Below are 15,290 nucleotides of genomic sequence, written 5' to 3'. Positions count from 1 at the left end.
CGGAAGTGAATGCCGGCACCGCGCCCTTATCCGCTCCGTGCCTGCCTCGACGCCAGCGCCGATGCGCCCCACACCGCCAGAAGCAGCGCCACCAGCAACAGGCCGGCGTCGCCCAGGTCGATTGATCCGAGCCACGCAAGCAGCGGGTCGTCGAGGGCAAACGCGGCATGGAAGAACCCGCCCAGGGTGATCACGGCGATGAACAATGCCGAGGCTGCGGAGATGCCCGTGACCAGCGCGTTGAAGCCGAGCTTCCGCTGGTGGTGGTCCAGGGCTGAGCGGTACATCCGCATCATGGCCATTCCGTTCAGCGAGTCGCACAGGGTCATGGCGGCAGCGAAGCCAAGCGGCAGCGCAAGCAGGGCGAAGGGCGGCACGCCGGCCAGCGAGGCCGCCGTCGCCATCATCAGCAGGCCGATGGTGGTGGCGGTATCGAACCCCAGTCCGAAGAGGAAGCCGATGATGTAGATGTTCCGCGGCCGGCGCACCCGGGACAGGGGCTTGGCGAGGAGCCGCGCCACCAGGCCCTGCGGCTCCAGGTCCCGGGGATCGACGGCGGCGCCGCCCCGGGAGCGCCGGTAGGCGGAAAGCGAACGCGTGAACGCGGAGCCGTTGAACAGGCCCATGGCAAGCAGGAACAACCCGGACACACCGCTGCCTGCCAGGCCCAGGACCAGATTTCCGGCGCTGCCGTCCTGCATCAGCCCGCCCATCATGGATGCACCGGCAACCACCAGCACGCCTGCCAGGGCCACCACCGAACTGTGGCCCAGGCTGAAGGCGAACCCGACGCTCACCGGATCCCGCCGGTCGGCCACGAACTTGCGCGTGGAGTTGTCGATCGCGGCCAGATGGTCCCAGTCGTAGCTGTGCTTTACGCCCGCAAGGTAAGCCGTCAGGACCAGGCCCCAGGTCAGCGGGTGGCTCGCCCCGGTGATGTTTCCGGCGAGCAGAAGTACGACGGCGGCGGCATGGAGCGCGGCGACGGCACCGAAGGTGAACAGCACCCGGGTCCGGAGCGGCAGTGCGTCCCGGCCGCGGTAGAGGTCGCCGATGCTGGCCATCAGTGTTTCCTCAGGTCCAGCGGGGCCTGCCCGTACCAGCGTCCGCGCAGGTGATCCGTGCACGATCGGAGCAGCAGGTTCAGTTCATCGGTGCTGTTGGAGAGGCTGCGCAGCACCAGCCCGGTGGTTCCGGACACGGTGCGGGTCAGGGAGATGCCGGTCAATGCTTCGCGGCCTGCGGTCAGCCCGTGCAGTTCGTCGGCGAGCGCCTGGTCCACCCGCGCGTCCACCACCACCAGCGACCCCAGGTGGCTGTAGCCCTCCATGAAACCGAGCCCGGTGACGTCGTGGAGCGGCGGCCGGATCAGCAGGTTATCCAGCGCCAGCAGTTGGGTGCCCTGATCGGTTTCGACACGAATCTCGTTCCGCAGCCGGACTTCCTGGTACCGGAAAGCGGCCCCGTCTGGCGACCACCCCGGGGTCACAACTTCCGCCATGACAATGCTCGACGACGGCCGCAGGGTCACGGAGGTCCGTTGCCGGTAGCTGGCCTCACGGTAGGCGATGAGCTGGTCCGGCATGAGTTCCAGCCGCGCCCCCTCCCCCAGCCGGACAGCCATCCGCTGTTCAGCAAAAGACCCGGGAGTACGGTAAACCTTCGTCGCCGACTGGGTAGTCAGCAACAGATCAGCGCCGTCCATGACTTCCACATCCACCAGGAAGAGATCAGCCCCAAGATAAGCCCCGCCAGGATTCAGGACGACATAACAAACCTGCCCGGAGTCATCGAGGTAGTGAGGCCGGAGTACGCGAAGAGCACCCCGGTGGTACTGGTGACTCGCAACGGAACGCTGCCCCCGAACAGCCACCCGAAGCTCAAGCTCTCCCATCGGGGGCCGATCAGCGGACGCGGGTGGAAGGGGCCGCGGCGTGGCGGGCACCGCGAAGCGGGCACGGCCCCTTACATCCGGTGTAGCCGCCGGTGGCGCTCCCGCCGTCGTACTCATGAGGCCAAATCAAGCATCAGGACGTCGCGGCGGATCCAATCGATGACTTTGTCGAGCCCTTCATCGGTTTTGAGGTTGGTGAAGCAGAAGGGCTTGTTGCCGCGGAACTCGCGGGAATCCCGTTCCATGACAGTGAGGTCCGCGCCGACGTGGGGTGCGAGGTCGGTTTTGTTGATCATGAAGAGGTCGGACTTGATCATGCCCTGGCCGGCTTTGCGGGGGATTTTTTCGCCTTGGGCCACGTCGATGATGTAGATGGAGAAGTCCACGAGTTCGGGGCTGAAGGTGGCGGAGAGGTTGTCGCCGCCGGATTCGACGAAGATGACCTGCAGGTCAGGATGCCGTGCCTTGAGCTCCTCGATGGCGGCGGTGTTCATGGAGGTGTCTTCGCGGATGGCGGTGTGCGGGCAGCCGCCGGTTTCGACACCAATGATCCGGTCCACGGGGAGGATGCCGTTGGCGGCGAGGATTTTGGCGTCCTCGATGGTGTAGATGTCGTTGGTGATGGCGGCCATGGAGATGTCACCGCTCATGTGCCGGGTGAGCCGCTCCACGAGTTGGGTTTTGCCGGCGCCGACGGGTCCGCCGATGCCGATCTTGATGGGTTCAGACATGTGTCCTCCTTGAGATAAAAGCCAGTTAGCTCATGAACATCCGGGCACGTTGACGTTCGTGCCGCATTTGCGAAATTTCGAGTCCGGGGCTGACGGCGCCAAGGTCGTCCGGCGTGAGGTGGGCGATCACTTCGATGGCGGCAGCGACGTCGTCGTGCGCTTTTCGCAGCACCCGCTGGCCTGCGTTCTGACCCAGCGGGATGGCGCGGACGGCATTCTGCGTCAGGGTGGTAACGGTGGCGAAAAGGTACGCGGCGAGCGCCTCCTGCTGGGGCACGCCGAGGGAGCGGGCGACGGCGGCGAACGCGAGCGGCTGGTGCCCGGCAGCCCGCCCGCTGGTCACCAGGTCCCGGTACAGTTCCAGCGCAGGAGACGGAAAGACCTCCCCGCCGATCTCGAGCAGCCGCGACCCCATCTTGAGGGAGGCCTCCCGAACCTGCCGCGGCAAAAGAGAAGCAGACAAGAGAGCATCCAACTCCCCAAGATCCACACCCTCATAAAGAAACCGAATGGCCAACCCATCCGAGTAAGTAAGCGACTGCGAGATGAAGGCGGACAACCAAACCCCAAAACCAGCCTCATCAACCACGAGTCCCCGATCGATGTAGCTTTCAAAACCCAGAGAGTGCGCAAAGGCCCCGGTAGGAAGCGCGGAATCGACCAATTGCTGCAGCGCCAGCTGATACCCGCTCACGAAAGGCGCACCCAAGGTGAGGCAAGCAAGCGACGCGAGGGATATGGGGCCGCGGCGTGGCGGGCACCGCGAAGCGGGCACGGCCCCATATCCCTCGCGGCGTCCCACGCCACGCCGTCGTCCTCCTTAGTGACTGTGCTCAGCATGGCGGAAAGGTACAGGGAGGACGCGTTCCTGGCGGGTGTAGGGCACTGAGTTGTGGCGGAGGTAGTCCTCGACGGTGTGGTCGTAGGCGCACACCATGACGTCGGCTCCATATTCAGAAGACGAGTCGAAGAACTGTGCCTGGAGGTGCCGGTTGCCGAGGGAGTGTGCCGTGACGCCCATTTCGTGGAGGGTGCGGGGTGTGATGACCAGGACGTCGGTGGGCAGGACGGAGACGACGATCATGTTGGTCTCTTCGACGTGCAGGATGTCGCCGTCACGGAGGTCTCCGGAGCCGACGGGGAGGCGGATGCCGATTTCCTTTCCGTGGTCGGTGGTGGCGCGCTGGATGCGTTTGACCAGGGAGGCGCTGGGGAGCACCACTTTTTCGCGGTGGAGCCCGGCATAGGTTTCAGGGTCCGGCAGGTCGTGCAGGTTGCCGAGGACTTTTTCGATGATCACGTGGGACTCCGGGGGCTTGGAAGAAATCAGAAGAGGAAGTAGCGCTGGGCCATGGGCAGGACGTCGGCGGGTTCACAGGTGACGTCGTCGCCGTCGACGGTCACCTGGTAGGTTTCCGGGTCCACCTGGATGTCGGGTGTGGCGTCGTTGTACTTGAGGTCCGCTTTGGTCAGGGTGCGGATGCCGGAGACGGGCCGGATGACCTTTTCCAGCCCGAGTTCTTCGGGCACACCGGCCTTGATCGCGGCCTGGGACAGGAAGGTGATGGAGGACTGCTGCACAGCCTTGCCGAAGGTGGCGAACATGGGCCGCATGGTGCGGGGCTGCGGGGTGGGGATGGAGGCGTTGGCGTCCCCCATGAGGGCGTAGGCGATTTGGCCGCCTTTGAGCACCAGTTCCGGTTTGACGCCGAAGAACGCGGGATCCCAGAGGACCAGGTCGGCGAACTTGCCCACTTCCACGGATCCGACGGAGTCTGCGATCCCCTGCGCGATGGCCGGGTTGATGGTGTACTTGGCCACGTAGCGCTTGAGCCGGAAGTTGTCGCTGCCCTCGGAACCGTGCGCACCGCCAGCGCTGTCCCCCCGGGGGTCTTCCAGCACACCCCGCTGCTTCTTCATCTTGTCCGCCACCTGCCAGGTACGGGTGATCACCTCGCCCACCCTGCCCATGGCCTGGGAATCGGAGGAAGTGATGGAGAAGATGCCCAGGTCCTGCAGGACGTCCTCGGCGGCGATGGTCTCGGCGCGGATGCGGGAGTCGGCGAAGGCAACGTCCTCCGGGATGTCCGGGTTCAGGTGGTGGCACACCATGAGCATGTCCAGGTGCTCTTCGATGGTGTTGCGCGTGTACGGCAGCGTGGGGTTGGTGGAAGCGGGCAGGACGTTGGGCATGCCGGCGATCCTGATGATGTCCGGTGCGTGCCCGCCGCCGGCGCCCTCGGTGTGGAAGGTGTGGATGACGCGGCCGTCGATGGCGCGGATGGTGTCCTCCACGAAGCCGCACTCGTTCAGGGTGTCGGTGTGGATGGCCACCTGGACGTCGTACTCGTCCGCCACTTTGAGCGAGGTGTCGATGGAGGAGGTGGTGGATCCCCAGTCCTCGTGTACTTTGAGTCCGATGGCACCGGCGCGGATCTGCTCGGCCAAAGGTTCGACGGCGGAGGCGTGCCCCTTGCCGAACAGGCCGATGTTCATGGGCAGCCCCTCGGCCGCCTGCAGCATCCGCTGGATGTGCCACTTTCCGGGAGTGACGGTGGTGGCCTTGGTGCCTTCGGCTGGACCCGTGCCGCCGCCGATCATGGTGGTGATGCCGCTGGCCAGGGCGGTGGGCACTTGGTCCGGGGAGATGAAGTGGATGTGGGTGTCGATACCGCCGGCGGTGAGGATTTTCCGCTCCCCGGCAATGATTTCCGTGCTGGCGCCGATGACGATGTCCACGCCGTCGGTGATCTGCGGGTTGCCGGCCTTGCCGATCTTGAGGATGTGGCCGTCCCTCAGGGCGACGTCCGCTTTGTAGATGCCGGTGTAGTCCAGGATCACCGCGTTGGTGATCACGGTGTCCGGGATGGTGCCGCCCTGGCCGTCGTCGTCCCTGGCCACCTGGCCGTTCTGGCCCATGCCGTCGCGGATCACCTTGCCGCCGCCGAACACCACTTCTTCGCCGTAGACGGTGAGGTCTTGTTCGATCTCGAGGAACAGGTCGGTGTCCGCCAGGCGGATTTTGTCCCCGGTGGTGGGCCCGTACAGGTCCGCGTACTGCCGGCGTGGAATCCCGAAGCTCACTGGGCGTTCCCTTCCGCAGCAAGCCTGCCCGGGCGGGTGCCGGCGTCGAGCTTTCCATTGACGGCGTTGCTGAGCCCGAACACCTCGCGGCGCCCGGCCAGCTCTATCAGCCGCACGCTCCGGGAGTCCCCCGGTTCAAAACGGGCAGCCGTCCCAGCGGGAATGTCCAGGCGCCGGCCGTAGGCGGCGTCCCGGTCGAAGGACAGTGCGGCGTTGGCCTCGGCAAAGTGGAAGTGGGAACCCACCTGCACGGGCCGGTCGCCGGTGTTGGTGACAGCAACCTCGATTGCCTCCCTGCCCGCGTTCGCGGTCACTGGTTCCGGCCGGAGCACGTACTCGCCTGGAATCATTGCGGCTCTCCTCAGCGGATGGGGTTGTGGACGGTGACCAGCTTGGTGCCGTCGGGGAAAGTGGCCTCGATCTGCACGTCGTGGATCATCTCCGGCACACCCTCCATGACGTCCCCGCGGCTGAGGAGCGTGGTGCCGTAGCTCATGAGGTCGGCGACGGTCCTGCCGTCCCTGGCGCCCTCGATCAGTTCGTAACTGATGATGGCCACGGCCTCGGGGTAATTGAGCTTCAGGCCGCGTGACTGCCGGCGCCGGGCCAGGTCCGCGGCCACCACAATCATGAGCTTTTCCTGCTCGCGCGGCATCAGATGCATGGACTTCCCTTCGACGGCCAACGGCGTGGGGTCCAGCGTAAACCCGGCACGTTTCCACCAGGTTTCAGCAGCATCAGGCCGCTCTGTCCAGCAGACCTCACATATTGAGCCGGCCGAGGATCTCCCCGCTGGACTGGACCGGCTGGCGGTAGGTGGTGGAGAGGATGCGGAGCATGTCGGCGGCGTCCTGGTCGTCTTCGGAGGCCATGGCGTCCTTGGCATACGTCACGCGGATGTTGTGCGCAAAGGCGTCAGCGGCAGTCTGGGCGATGCAGTTGTGGGTGGAAACGCCGGCGAGCACCACCTCGTCGGCTCCCCAGTTCCGCAGCCGGGCCAGCAGGTTGGTGCCCACAAAGGCGCTGTCCCTGGTTTTGTTCAGCTGGGGCAGATCCCCGGTGATGAGCCCCGGCACGGACTGGGCCTGCTCACTGCCGCGGAAGATGAACCCCTGGTCGTCGTCGAGCATGCTGAGGGTCCAGGTGGATTTGTCCCGCTCGTGTTCGGTGCCCACCAGCAGCGCCTTGTGCCCGGCTGCCGTGAACCCCTCCAGCAGGCGGTTGCACTCGCTGACCACCCGCTCCTGCTGGGCTGCCAGCTCGGGGGCTTCGAAGAACGCGTTCTGCATGTCGATGACCAGGAGGGCAATCATGGGGCGCCTTTCCGTCTCTTGAACCGGTGCCATTTCTGTACCCGCAGGCGGCGCAGGCAAAACCTGCATAGGCAGAATCTAGGGGGCCGATTCCCGGATTTTCAGCTCGAATCCGGCCTCCACGTGCACGCCGGTGCTGGATGTTTCACGGCCGGCGATCCGGTCCAGCAGCAGGCCGATCGAGCGTTCGGCGATCTCGTTCATTCCCGGAGAGACGGTGGTCAGGGACGGGGAAGCGAACCGGGCTTCGTCGATGTCGTCAAAGCCGGCCACGGCCACATCCTGCGGCACCTTGATTCCGCGGATCAGCAGTTCGTGCAGTGCACCGAGTGCCAGTACGTCATTGAGCCCAAAGACGGCGTCGAATTCCACGCCCGATTCCAGGAGCCCGGCCACCGCTGCGGCCCCGGTGTCGCGCCGCCATTCCGCGGGCGCCACGAGCGCAGGGTCGAACGGGATGCCCGCCTCCCCCAGCGCCTTCCGGTACCCGTTCAGGCGCAGGCCCGCGCTGCCGGCGGATTCCCCGGCATTGGCTCCGATCACGGCGATGCGACGGCGGCCGGCGGCCAGCAGGTGCGCCGTGAGCGCAGCCGCGGCTTCCTCGTTCTTCATGGTCACCAGGTCAAAGCGGGGATCCATGATGTGCTCGCCGAGCATTACCAGCGGCTTGGTGCCGGCCCGCGCGGCAATGGCCTCGGCGTCCACCACCAGCGGCGTGAACAGCAGGCCGTCCGTGAGTTGCCGGAACGTCCCCTGCAGGGCGCCAAGTTCAACGGCCGGCTCGGCATCGGACTGCTCCACCAGCACACGGTAGCCGTGGCGGGAGGCGGCCTTCATCAGTTTGGAGGCGAGCTCGGCGTAGTACGGGGCGGAGAGATCGGACAGGACCAGCCCCAGCATGGAGGTCTTGCCGGACCGGAGGCTGCGGGCAGTGAGGTTTGCCTCGTAGCCCAGCTCCGCGATGGCGTCCTGCACCCGCTGCTTGGTGGCCGGCCGGATGAATTCGTAGTCGTTCAGGACGTTGGAAACGGTCTTGAGGGAAACGCCGGCCGCCCGTGCGACGTCGTTCATGGTGACTGCCATTAACGTTCTTTTCCTGCTTTCGCCGCCGCTTTGGCAGCCTGCTTGCTGGCCCGCACCTTTGCCAGGGATTCCGGATCCACGATGTCTGCCACCGAAAGATAGCTTCCGTCCTCGCCGTAGTGACCGGCGGCTTCACGCCATCCGGGCGCCTGGAGGCCGCGCTGCTTGCCCAGGAGCGCCAGGAAAATCTTCGCCTTCTGCTCACCGAATCCGGGCAGGGCCTTGAGCCGGCGCAGCACCTCGGCGCCGTCCGGTGAACCTTTGGTCCAGATGGCAGCAGCGTCGCCGTCCCACTCGCTTTGGACGGCCTCGGCCAACGCCTGGACACGGGCCGCCATGGAACCCGGGAACCGGTGGACGGCGGGCCGTTCCTTGAACATCTCCACGAACGCCTGGGGGTCCTGGGCGGCAATGGCTTCCGGCTTCAGCGACCCCACCCGGCTGCGGATCTTCTCGGGACCGGCGAAGGCCGATTCCATCGTCACCTGCTGGTCCAGCAGCATGCCGGTCAGCAGGGCGAAGTCGTCCTCACTCAACAACTTGTCCGCGGCGGGATCGCCAGTGATGTGCAGTTCCATGCCGTCCATCCTCCCACCTGCGGGCCGCCGTCGTCATAAGGATGCCCACGCCCTGCTGCCCCGGTGGGTCAGCTGTTCACGGCCAGCCGGATCATGGACCAGGAAACGGCGGGGAGTTCGGCGGTAAGCCGGCCGCCGTCCACCTTCACGGAGCCGTTTTCAGTGGGCAGGACCGAGGTGGAATCATCGGCGCTGGCCTTCCAGTACGGGTCCTTGTTGGCATAGGTCACCGCCTCCACCAGCCGGACATCGCCCAGTCCCGCCACGGCTGCATCCAGCGCCAATGCCTTCTCCGCAGACCGGTTGACGGCGAACACCACGGCCTCGCCCTTGTCCGCGTCGTAGGTGGCGACGGCGGACAGGGCGGCCACATCGGTTGTCTTGCCGCCGCTGACCAGCGGGGATTCGACGGCGAGCTGCAGGACCGTGCCGGAAGCGTGCCGGGAGGTCAGGGCGAACGGGTGGAAGGTGGTCTGCTTCCAGGCCCGCCCGCCGGGCTCGGTCATGATGGGTGCGATGACGTTCACCAGCTGCGCCAGGCTTGCCGAGTGGACACGGTCGGTGTTCCGGAGCAGCGTGACCAGCAGGTCTCCCACCACGACGGCGTCTGCCACCGTGTAGGTGTCCTCCAGCAGGACGGGGGCCACCGGCCAGTCCTTCCCGGTGGGTACCTTGGATTCGTCGCGGCTCATGTGCCAGACGTTCCACTCGTCGAAGGAGATGTTCACCTGCTTGGTGGACTTCTTCACCGACTTCACGTGGTCGATGTGGCTGACGATGTCATGGATGAACGCGTCCATCTTGTGTCCGGCGGCGAGGTGCTCCTGCAGGTCGCCGAAGTCCTCGAAATACTGGTGCGCCGAGATCAGGTCCACCAGCTCGTAGGTCTCGGCCAGGACAACGCGCTCCCACTCACCGAAGGTGGGCATGGTGGGCCCGGAGCTGCCGCAGGCCACCAGCTCCAGGTCCGGTTCCACCATGCGCATGGCTCGGGCGGTGTCCGCGGCCAGGCGCCCGTATTCCAGGGCATTCTTATGCCCGATCTGCCAGGGGCCGTCCATTTCGTTGCCAAGGCACCACATCCGGATGCCGTAGGCGTCGGCGGCCGCATTTGCGCGCCGCTGTCCGGAAAGGGCGGTGCCGCCGTCGATGTTGCAGTACTCGAGAAGGTCCAGCGCCTCCTGGACCCCGCGGGTGCCCAGGTTCACCGCCATCATGGGTTCCACGCCGGCCTTGGCGGACCACTTGGCGAACTCGTCCACGCCCACGGTGTTGGGATCGGTGGAATGCCAGGCGAGGTCCAGGCGCACGGGCCGCTGGTCCACCGGGCCTACGCCGTCCTCCCAGCGGTAGCCGGACACGAAGTTCCCGCCCGGGTACCGGACGGTGGACACTCCCAGTTCACGGGTGAGCTCAAGGACATCCCTGCGGAAGCCGTCGCCGTCAGCATCCGGGTGGTCCGGTTCAAAGATGCCGGTGTACACGCACCGGCCAAGGTGCTCAACAAAGGCACCGAAAGTACGACGGCGGACGGGCCCCACGGTGAACGACGGGTCAACGGTGATTTTTGCTGCGGCGGGTTCTGGCTGGGTCACGAAAGCATCCTCGGCTCGGTTTTTACAACGTTATAGAAATATTGTTGAGGGCCCCGTGCCGTGAGTCAAGTGTTTTCTTCCGCCGCGGCGCAGCGCTGCCGCTGCCTTGGATTGCAGTCCCAGGCGGCGCTCACCTGCGGCAACAATCCAAAGCGGTGCCACAGCGTGCAGGGCCAAGTACTACCTAATCGAAAAAACAGGTACTGGATACGCATCCACCGGAGGCTGGACGGCAATTAGGTTTTTCACAGAGACAAGACCTGTTCTGCTTCGGCGGTACTTGGCTCACTAGGGGGTGTGAGACTGGCAATGCATGCACGACAGGTAAACCCAGGCTTCCCGGTCCATAGGACACGGGTATCAAGCGGGGCCGGCGACGAGGAGTCCTTCGAGACCAAGGGCTCTCCCCCAGCCGTCGCCGGCCCTCCCCACCCTGCGGGCGCCCGCAGGCTGCGCGTGCCCCATCCGGAGCCCGCAGGCCAGGAACGCGGTGCGCCCCGGAACCCGGCCCTCGTGCTGGACCTGGTCAACGGCGCGCAAACCCTCTCCGAATCCCTCGACCTGCTGGTGGCTGCGTCAGCCGGGCATGTGGCCGCCACGGCCGGGATCGACGTCGGCTGCGGCCTGGTGCTGCACCAGCCCAAACGGACGCCTGCCGTTACGGGCACCACCGTTGAAGTGGAGCGCCTGCTGGACTGGGAACGGGACATGGCCGAGGGCCCGGTCACCGACGTGATGTCCGGCGGGCACCCGGTTGCGGTGCTCCAGCGGAACGGGGACTTCCGGTGGCAGAACTACTCCGCACAGCTGCAGCTCTCCGGGTTCGGCAGCGCCCTGGCCGTGCGGCTTCGCCTGGATACTGACCTCCCGGCAGATGACCGGGGCAACGGCAGCAGCGAGCCGGGCCAGTCCGCCGCTGCGCTGGCCTTCTTCGCCCACGACTCCAAAGCCTTCCCGCTGCAGGCCATTGCCGAGGCACGCACGTTCGCGGCACTGGCAACCAAGAGCCTGCAAATGGCAATCAACCTGCACGCCGCCCGCTCGCTGGCCACCGACCTCCGCTCGGCCCTGGACAGCCGCACGTCCATCAACGTTGCCTGCGGCGTGATCATGGCGCAGAACAGATGCTCCTACGAGGAGGCCTTCTCCATCCTCGCAAAGGCGTCGAGCCACCGGAACATCAAGGTGCGCAAGGTGGCAGAAGAGCTGCTGGACCGGCTGCCGGAAGGTGCACCGCGCTCACACTTCGGCCGCTGACGCGGTTCACGGTTGACGCCGGCCCGATTGGGTAGGGGAGAACCAGGACCAAGCAGCGGGAGGGGGCGCACGGATGGAAGGCGAAGAGCCGGACGGCCGGCGTGCCCTCATCAGCGCCCCCAGCTGGCTCGCCGGACCACTCGCCACCCTCCCGGGACTGGCTGCCCATCTTGCAGGTGGGGGCCAGCCGCCCGCAGCCGCCATTGTTGCGGCGCTGGCAGCGTTGCTCAGCCTGGCGGCGGTGGTCCTGGAGCGACTTGCCCTGCGGCGGAACCGGCCGGCGTCGGCGCAGCTTCCCGGCTGGGCAGTCCTGGTGGCGGCCGCTGCCGCGCAGCAATTGCTGCACCTGGCCTTCGCCGCCTTCGCCACGGCCAGTGCCGTCCCGTTGCCGGGCCACGACCATGGCGGGCCGCCCACTCCGGACGCCCCGTCGTCGCCCACCTCCCCGGCAACCCACTCGCTGCACCTGATGCTGTATCTGCATGCCGGCGCGGCACTCCTTACCGCCGCCACTGTGGTGGGGTGGAACAGGCTCAGCCGGTGGGCCCGGGCACTGCGCCGGAGGCAGGCTCCCGTCAGGACGTAAGCGTGCCCCTGGCGATGCTCACGCTGGAATGCGCCGGGTTGCCGTCCATGGGCTCGTCTGACACATCCACCACCGGGTACTGGGAGAGGTCCAGGCCCGCGGGCACCTGGAAGGTTCCGGATGTGGAGTTCATGACGCCCAGGCTGACCAGCCGGGAAAGGTCCGGGGCGATCAGCCACACCTCCTGGTAGCCCTTGGCCTCATCCTTGTCCAGGTTGATTTCCAGGTTGCGGGACCCGTCGCCGGCCGTCACCACCTTGGCCGATCCTGCGGCGGAGTGCTGGGCCAGCGGTGTCAGCTGGGCAGCGGCCAGCTGCTGGGGCTGGGGCGGACGGGTCACCGTCAACACGGCGCCAACAATCACCAGGACGGCTGCCGCGGCAGCTGCCACCCAAGTGCCGGGGCGCTGCCACCAGGTCCGGCGGCGGCGCAGGGGAACCACGTTCGACGGCGGCACGTGCGCAGGTGCCGGCTTAACGGCAGGGGCTGCGGGGGTTTCCTTGGCCGCACCCTCGGCCGCGCCCTTGGCCGAGTCCGGGGACAGCGGATCCTCCCGCACCGACTCGGACAGACCCAGTTCCCGGTGGATTCCAGCCCATACCTGCGGTCCGGGGACGGTCAAGCGGCTGGTGTCAGGGGTTGTCTTCACCGCATCCACGGTGCGGCGCAGGGCGGCGTAGTCGGCGGCGCATTCGGGGCAGGCAGCAAGGTGCTCCCGGCCGGCCGGGTCCTCCCAGCCGTCATAGAGCGCAAGGAGGCTCAACTGTTCCGGATCAAGATGCGGCATGGTCTACCTCCAATCTGCTTCGTAAATGCGACAGGCTCCGGCGGATGTGGCTCTTGACCGTACCAAGGGGAAGGCCCAGCTTGCGTGAAATCTGCTCGTGCGTCAGGTCCTCGTAGAAGGCGAGCTTCATGATGGACCCCTGCGGCTCGCCCAGCCTCTCCAATTCACCGTCCAGGAGCAGCCGGTCCGCCAGCATTTCCGCTGCCTCTGTTCCTGTGCCGGTGTCTTCCCCCATGCCGGCTCCGGCCGCCGCGAAGGCCTTTCGTGCTTCCCGGGCCGCGGCCGAGTGCGCGTCGGTGATAGCGTTCCGCGTGATTCCCACGATCCACGCAGGCAGCCTTGCCACCTGCGGGTTGAAGGTGTTCCGCGAGCGCCAGGCCCGGATGAAGACCTCCTGGGTCACATCGTCCGCCGCCGCCCTGTCCGGCAGGGAACGCAGGGCCAGGGTGTGCACCAGGGGCGCGAATTCACGGTAGGCCGCTGCCAGCGCGTGCTCATCCCCGGCCAGGAAGGAATCGGTGAGAGCGTCATCCCACCCGCGGGAAGCGTGCCCGGGAAGCGTCACAGGCAACTCCTTCCCGGCTTCGGCGAACGAGCTACTGGCTGGCCACCAATCATGCAGGAACGGGCTCATGAAGGAACCGGCTCATTCAGGAACTGCGGTGACAATCACATTGTCGCTGTAGTCCATGCGCTCGTCCAGCCATCTGCCGCCGCAGGTAACCAGTTTCAGTTGGTGCGGACCGGACCGGCGGAACAGCGCGCCGCCGTCGAACTTGTCCTTTGCCATCATTTCCACTCCCACCACCCGGTAGGTGAGCGGGACGGCCCCGTCCCGTCCCACCCGGATCAAGGTTCCGGCCGCGAGCGACTTCAGCGCCGAGAACGGCGCCCGGTCCGACTTCGTGTCGATGTGTCCGGCGATGACGGCGGTTCCCTCAGCCGCTCCCGGCGCCGGGCCGAATTTATACCAGGCCGCGCGGTCAAAGGCGTCAGGTATTTCCATCGCTCCCTCCGCGGACACTCCCCCGGCCACCACCGGCATGTCGATGGCGGTGCCCGCCACGGCCAGTGACGTTGGCGCCGGCACCGCCGCGGCGGCCGGCAGAGTGGCAGGCCGGACCGGGATCGGGCTGGTGGAAGGGCCGGCAGGACCTGGGGAACCGGCCGGTCCGGTGGGGACAGTTACGGCTGCCGGACCGCTGGGGGCAGCAGAGCCCTGCGCCGGTGGGGAAAGCGGGGGATCGGCAACAATGGTGGCAGCCGTTGATTGGGCCGCCTGCCCGCTTACGCTGCCGGAATTGCCGGAACTGGTGGAACCGCAGCCGGCCAGAATCACCGCCGCAGCCACCATCGCTGCTGCCGCCCCACCTGCCGGACGGCGACGGCGGTACTCCGCTGCCGGCGTCGTGCCTGCCTTCATGCCTGCCGCCTCCCTTCCGTTGCTGCTTGTTATTTGGTGTCCGGCGCAGGGGCCCGACCGTGCTGGCCGGGCCCCTGCGTTCGGCCCTTCAACCGGTTTCTGCCCCGGTTTTACAGCTGCGCCCGCCGGGTGTTGACCGCGCGGGCTACGCCCACGGCCCCGGCGAGGAGGGCCAGCGCTGCAAAGCCAAACCCGGCAGTGGCAACGGCAGTGCCGGCTCCACCGGAAGCCGCGGAACCGTCAAGGGCACCGGGCACCGATGCCGGTGCGGAATGGAGGCCCTCGATGGTCTGGACGGCGAGTTTCAGGTTCTGGTCGGCCAGGCTGCCCCAGGCGTAGACGATGGTGTGCGTCCCTTCGGCCACTGCCACGTCCGCCGGTCCAATCACCGGGGTGGTGGTGCCCGCGGCGGCCACCGCGGCGGGGACCGTGCCGGGATCGAGGGTGAGCGTCTTTTCGTTCGGGTTGGCAAGGTTGGTGATGACGGCGGTGCCGCCTGCCAGGACATCGACGGCGGGGGCAGCGGCCGCGTGCCGGACGGTCAGTTTGCCTTTACCTGCGGGGATTTGGGACACATCGTTGGTGAACAGGCTGGCGGTGGGCTTGCCGTCAGCGCCCAGGTGGGCTGCGGCCGTGTAGTTTCCGTTTGCAGCCAGGTTTACGCTGACCGGTCCAATGGCGGGCGCGGAGGCGTCGGCGGCATCGGCTGCCGTGATGGCGATCTCGTAGGTGCCGGCCGGCAGGGCCAGCGGCCCGGCAAGGGCTCCGGGGGCGAAGTCATCCAGGGTGCGGTCACCGTTGACCCACACATCCACGGTCAGTCCGGGAACACCGTGCAGCACGGACAGCTGGGCGTCCCCGTCTGCTGCGTGGGCCGGACCGGCCAGAGCGATTGCGGCTGCAATGGCTGCTGCACCGGCACCTGCGGTGAAGATTTTGTTGCGCATGTCCATCTCCTT

General features: G+C 66.8%; 18 protein-coding genes. 2 read left to right on the top strand and 16 right to left on the bottom strand.

Annotated elements, in window-relative coordinates:
• Positions 1–26: 26 nt before the first annotated feature.
• The 12 genes from ASG86_RS18085 to arfA form a co-directional block, all read right to left on the bottom strand.
• A complete protein-coding gene (locus tag ASG86_RS18085; protein WP_056337705.1) occupies positions 27–1,064 on the bottom strand; it encodes a HoxN/HupN/NixA family nickel/cobalt transporter in 1,038 nt (345 codons plus the stop codon).
• Complete coding sequence (locus ASG86_RS18080) at positions 1,064–1,894, bottom strand: urease accessory protein UreD (protein ID WP_235565223.1); 831 nt, start codon at positions 1,892–1,894, stop codon at positions 1,064–1,066. The genes ASG86_RS18085 and ASG86_RS18080 overlap by 1 nt, the downstream gene beginning before the upstream one ends.
• 113 nt (positions 1,895–2,007) lie before the next feature.
• Complete coding sequence (gene ureG / locus ASG86_RS18075) at positions 2,008–2,625, bottom strand: urease accessory protein UreG (protein ID WP_056337700.1); 618 nt, start codon at positions 2,623–2,625, stop codon at positions 2,008–2,010.
• Positions 2,626–2,650: 25 nt separating this feature from the next.
• Positions 2,651–3,319 carry an urease accessory protein UreF gene (locus ASG86_RS18070; protein ID WP_056338169.1) on the bottom strand — a complete coding sequence of 223 codons (669 nt, stop codon included), beginning with the start codon at positions 3,317–3,319 and terminating at the stop codon, positions 2,651–2,653.
• A gap of 126 nt (positions 3,320–3,445) precedes the next feature.
• Entirely contained in the window at positions 3,446–3,925 is a 480-nt protein-coding gene (ureE, locus tag ASG86_RS18065) for an urease accessory protein UreE (RefSeq protein ID WP_056337697.1), read from the bottom strand.
• A gap of 26 nt (positions 3,926–3,951) precedes the next feature.
• Positions 3,952–5,709, bottom strand: a complete 1,758-nt coding sequence (ureC, locus tag ASG86_RS18060; protein WP_056337694.1) for an urease subunit alpha — start codon at positions 5,707–5,709, stop codon at positions 3,952–3,954.
• Complete coding sequence (locus tag ASG86_RS18055) at positions 5,706–6,059, bottom strand: urease subunit beta (RefSeq protein ID WP_056337690.1); 354 nt, start codon at positions 6,057–6,059, stop codon at positions 5,706–5,708. Before ASG86_RS18055 ends, ureC begins: the two co-directional genes overlap by 4 nt.
• An 11-nt stretch (positions 6,060–6,070) precedes the next feature.
• Positions 6,071–6,373 (bottom strand): urease subunit gamma, encoded by a 303-nt coding sequence (locus ASG86_RS18050; protein ID WP_056338167.1) that lies wholly within the window; start codon positions 6,371–6,373, stop codon positions 6,071–6,073.
• Between the two features lie 97 nt (positions 6,374–6,470).
• A complete protein-coding gene (locus ASG86_RS18045; RefSeq protein ID WP_056337687.1) occupies positions 6,471–7,022 on the bottom strand; it encodes a cysteine hydrolase family protein in 552 nt (183 codons plus the stop codon).
• 78 nt (positions 7,023–7,100) lie between these two features.
• On the bottom strand, positions 7,101–8,105 hold the full coding sequence (locus ASG86_RS18040; RefSeq protein WP_056337683.1) for a LacI family DNA-binding transcriptional regulator: 1,005 nt from the start codon (positions 8,103–8,105) through the stop codon (positions 7,101–7,103).
• Complete coding sequence (locus ASG86_RS18035; protein ID WP_056337681.1) at positions 8,105–8,692, bottom strand: HhH-GPD-type base excision DNA repair protein; 588 nt, start codon at positions 8,690–8,692, stop codon at positions 8,105–8,107. The genes ASG86_RS18040 and ASG86_RS18035 overlap by 1 nt, the downstream gene beginning before the upstream one ends.
• Positions 8,693–8,751: 59 nt before the next feature.
• Positions 8,752–10,278 (bottom strand): arabinosylfuranosidase ArfA, encoded by a 1,527-nt coding sequence (gene arfA, locus ASG86_RS18030; protein ID WP_056337677.1) that lies wholly within the window; start codon positions 10,276–10,278, stop codon positions 8,752–8,754.
• A gap of 456 nt (positions 10,279–10,734) precedes the next feature.
• On the opposite strand from arfA, the gene ASG86_RS18025 reads away from it, so the two are divergent.
• Both ASG86_RS18025 and ASG86_RS18020 read left to right on the top strand, forming a co-directional pair.
• Positions 10,735–11,535, top strand: coding sequence for a GAF and ANTAR domain-containing protein (locus ASG86_RS18025; protein WP_056337674.1), 801 nt, complete (start codon positions 10,735–10,737; stop codon positions 11,533–11,535).
• Positions 11,536–11,608: 73 nt separating this feature from the next.
• Complete coding sequence (locus ASG86_RS18020) at positions 11,609–12,121, top strand: hypothetical protein (RefSeq protein ID WP_056337671.1); 513 nt, start codon at positions 11,609–11,611, stop codon at positions 12,119–12,121.
• Here ASG86_RS18020 and ASG86_RS18015 read toward each other — a convergent pair.
• The 4 genes from ASG86_RS18015 to ASG86_RS18000 all read right to left on the bottom strand — a co-directional run bounded on the left by ASG86_RS18015 (position 12,111) and on the right by ASG86_RS18000 (position 15,278).
• A complete protein-coding gene (locus tag ASG86_RS18015; RefSeq protein WP_056337669.1) occupies positions 12,111–12,908 on the bottom strand; it encodes an anti-sigma factor in 798 nt (265 codons plus the stop codon). The two genes, ASG86_RS18020 and ASG86_RS18015, sit on opposite strands and share 11 nt — an antisense overlap.
• Positions 12,895–13,473, bottom strand: coding sequence for an RNA polymerase sigma factor (locus tag ASG86_RS18010; RefSeq protein WP_056337667.1), 579 nt, complete (start codon positions 13,471–13,473; stop codon positions 12,895–12,897). Before ASG86_RS18010 ends, ASG86_RS18015 begins: the two co-directional genes overlap by 14 nt.
• Positions 13,474–13,554: 81 nt before the next feature.
• Entirely contained in the window at positions 13,555–14,331 is a 777-nt protein-coding gene (locus ASG86_RS18005) for a class F sortase (RefSeq protein ID WP_056337664.1), read from the bottom strand.
• A 110-nt stretch (positions 14,332–14,441) separates the two neighbouring features.
• Positions 14,442–15,278 carry a DUF4397 domain-containing protein gene (locus tag ASG86_RS18000; protein ID WP_056337661.1) on the bottom strand — a complete coding sequence of 279 codons (837 nt, stop codon included), beginning with the start codon at positions 15,276–15,278 and terminating at the stop codon, positions 14,442–14,444.
• Positions 15,279–15,290 lie beyond the last annotated feature (12 nt).

The sequence above is a fragment of the Arthrobacter sp. Soil764 genome (genome assembly GCF_001428075.1).
Taxonomy (GTDB): Bacteria; Actinomycetota; Actinomycetes; order Actinomycetales; family Micrococcaceae; genus Arthrobacter.
Note: the sequence above shows the minus strand (reverse complement) of the source record. Positions and strands in the feature narration are given on the sequence as shown.

What these genes read in the sequence shown, in the direction of transcription:
- ASG86_RS18085 (WP_056337705.1), bottom strand. Translation starts at nt 1,064, where the DNA reads ATGGCCAGCATCGGCGACCTCTACCGCGGCCGGGACGCACTGCCGCTC.
- ASG86_RS18080 (WP_235565223.1), bottom strand. Translation starts at nt 1,894, where the DNA reads ATGGGAGAGCTTGAGCTTCGGGTGGCTGTTCGGGGGCAGCGTTCCGTT.
- ureG (WP_056337700.1), bottom strand. Translation starts at nt 2,625, where the DNA reads ATGTCTGAACCCATCAAGATCGGCATCGGCGGACCCGTCGGCGCCGGC.
- ASG86_RS18055 (WP_056337690.1), bottom strand. Translation starts at nt 6,059, where the DNA reads ATGATTCCAGGCGAGTACGTGCTCCGGCCGGAACCAGTGACCGCGAAC.
- ASG86_RS18050 (WP_056338167.1), bottom strand. Translation starts at nt 6,373, where the DNA reads ATGCATCTGATGCCGCGCGAGCAGGAAAAGCTCATGATTGTGGTGGCC.
- ASG86_RS18045 (WP_056337687.1), bottom strand. Translation starts at nt 7,022, where the DNA reads ATGATTGCCCTCCTGGTCATCGACATGCAGAACGCGTTCTTCGAAGCC.
- ASG86_RS18040 (WP_056337683.1), bottom strand. Translation starts at nt 8,105, where the DNA reads ATGGCAGTCACCATGAACGACGTCGCACGGGCGGCCGGCGTTTCCCTC.
- ASG86_RS18035 (WP_056337681.1), bottom strand. Translation starts at nt 8,692, where the DNA reads ATGGACGGCATGGAACTGCACATCACTGGCGATCCCGCCGCGGACAAG.
- ASG86_RS18020 (WP_056337671.1), top strand. Translation starts at nt 11,609, where the DNA reads ATGGAAGGCGAAGAGCCGGACGGCCGGCGTGCCCTCATCAGCGCCCCC.
- ASG86_RS18015 (WP_056337669.1), bottom strand. Translation starts at nt 12,908, where the DNA reads ATGCCGCATCTTGATCCGGAACAGTTGAGCCTCCTTGCGCTCTATGAC.
- ASG86_RS18005 (WP_056337664.1), bottom strand. Translation starts at nt 14,331, where the DNA reads ATGAAGGCAGGCACGACGCCGGCAGCGGAGTACCGCCGTCGCCGTCCG.
- ASG86_RS18000 (WP_056337661.1), bottom strand. Translation starts at nt 15,278, where the DNA reads ATGCGCAACAAAATCTTCACCGCAGGTGCCGGTGCAGCAGCCATTGCA.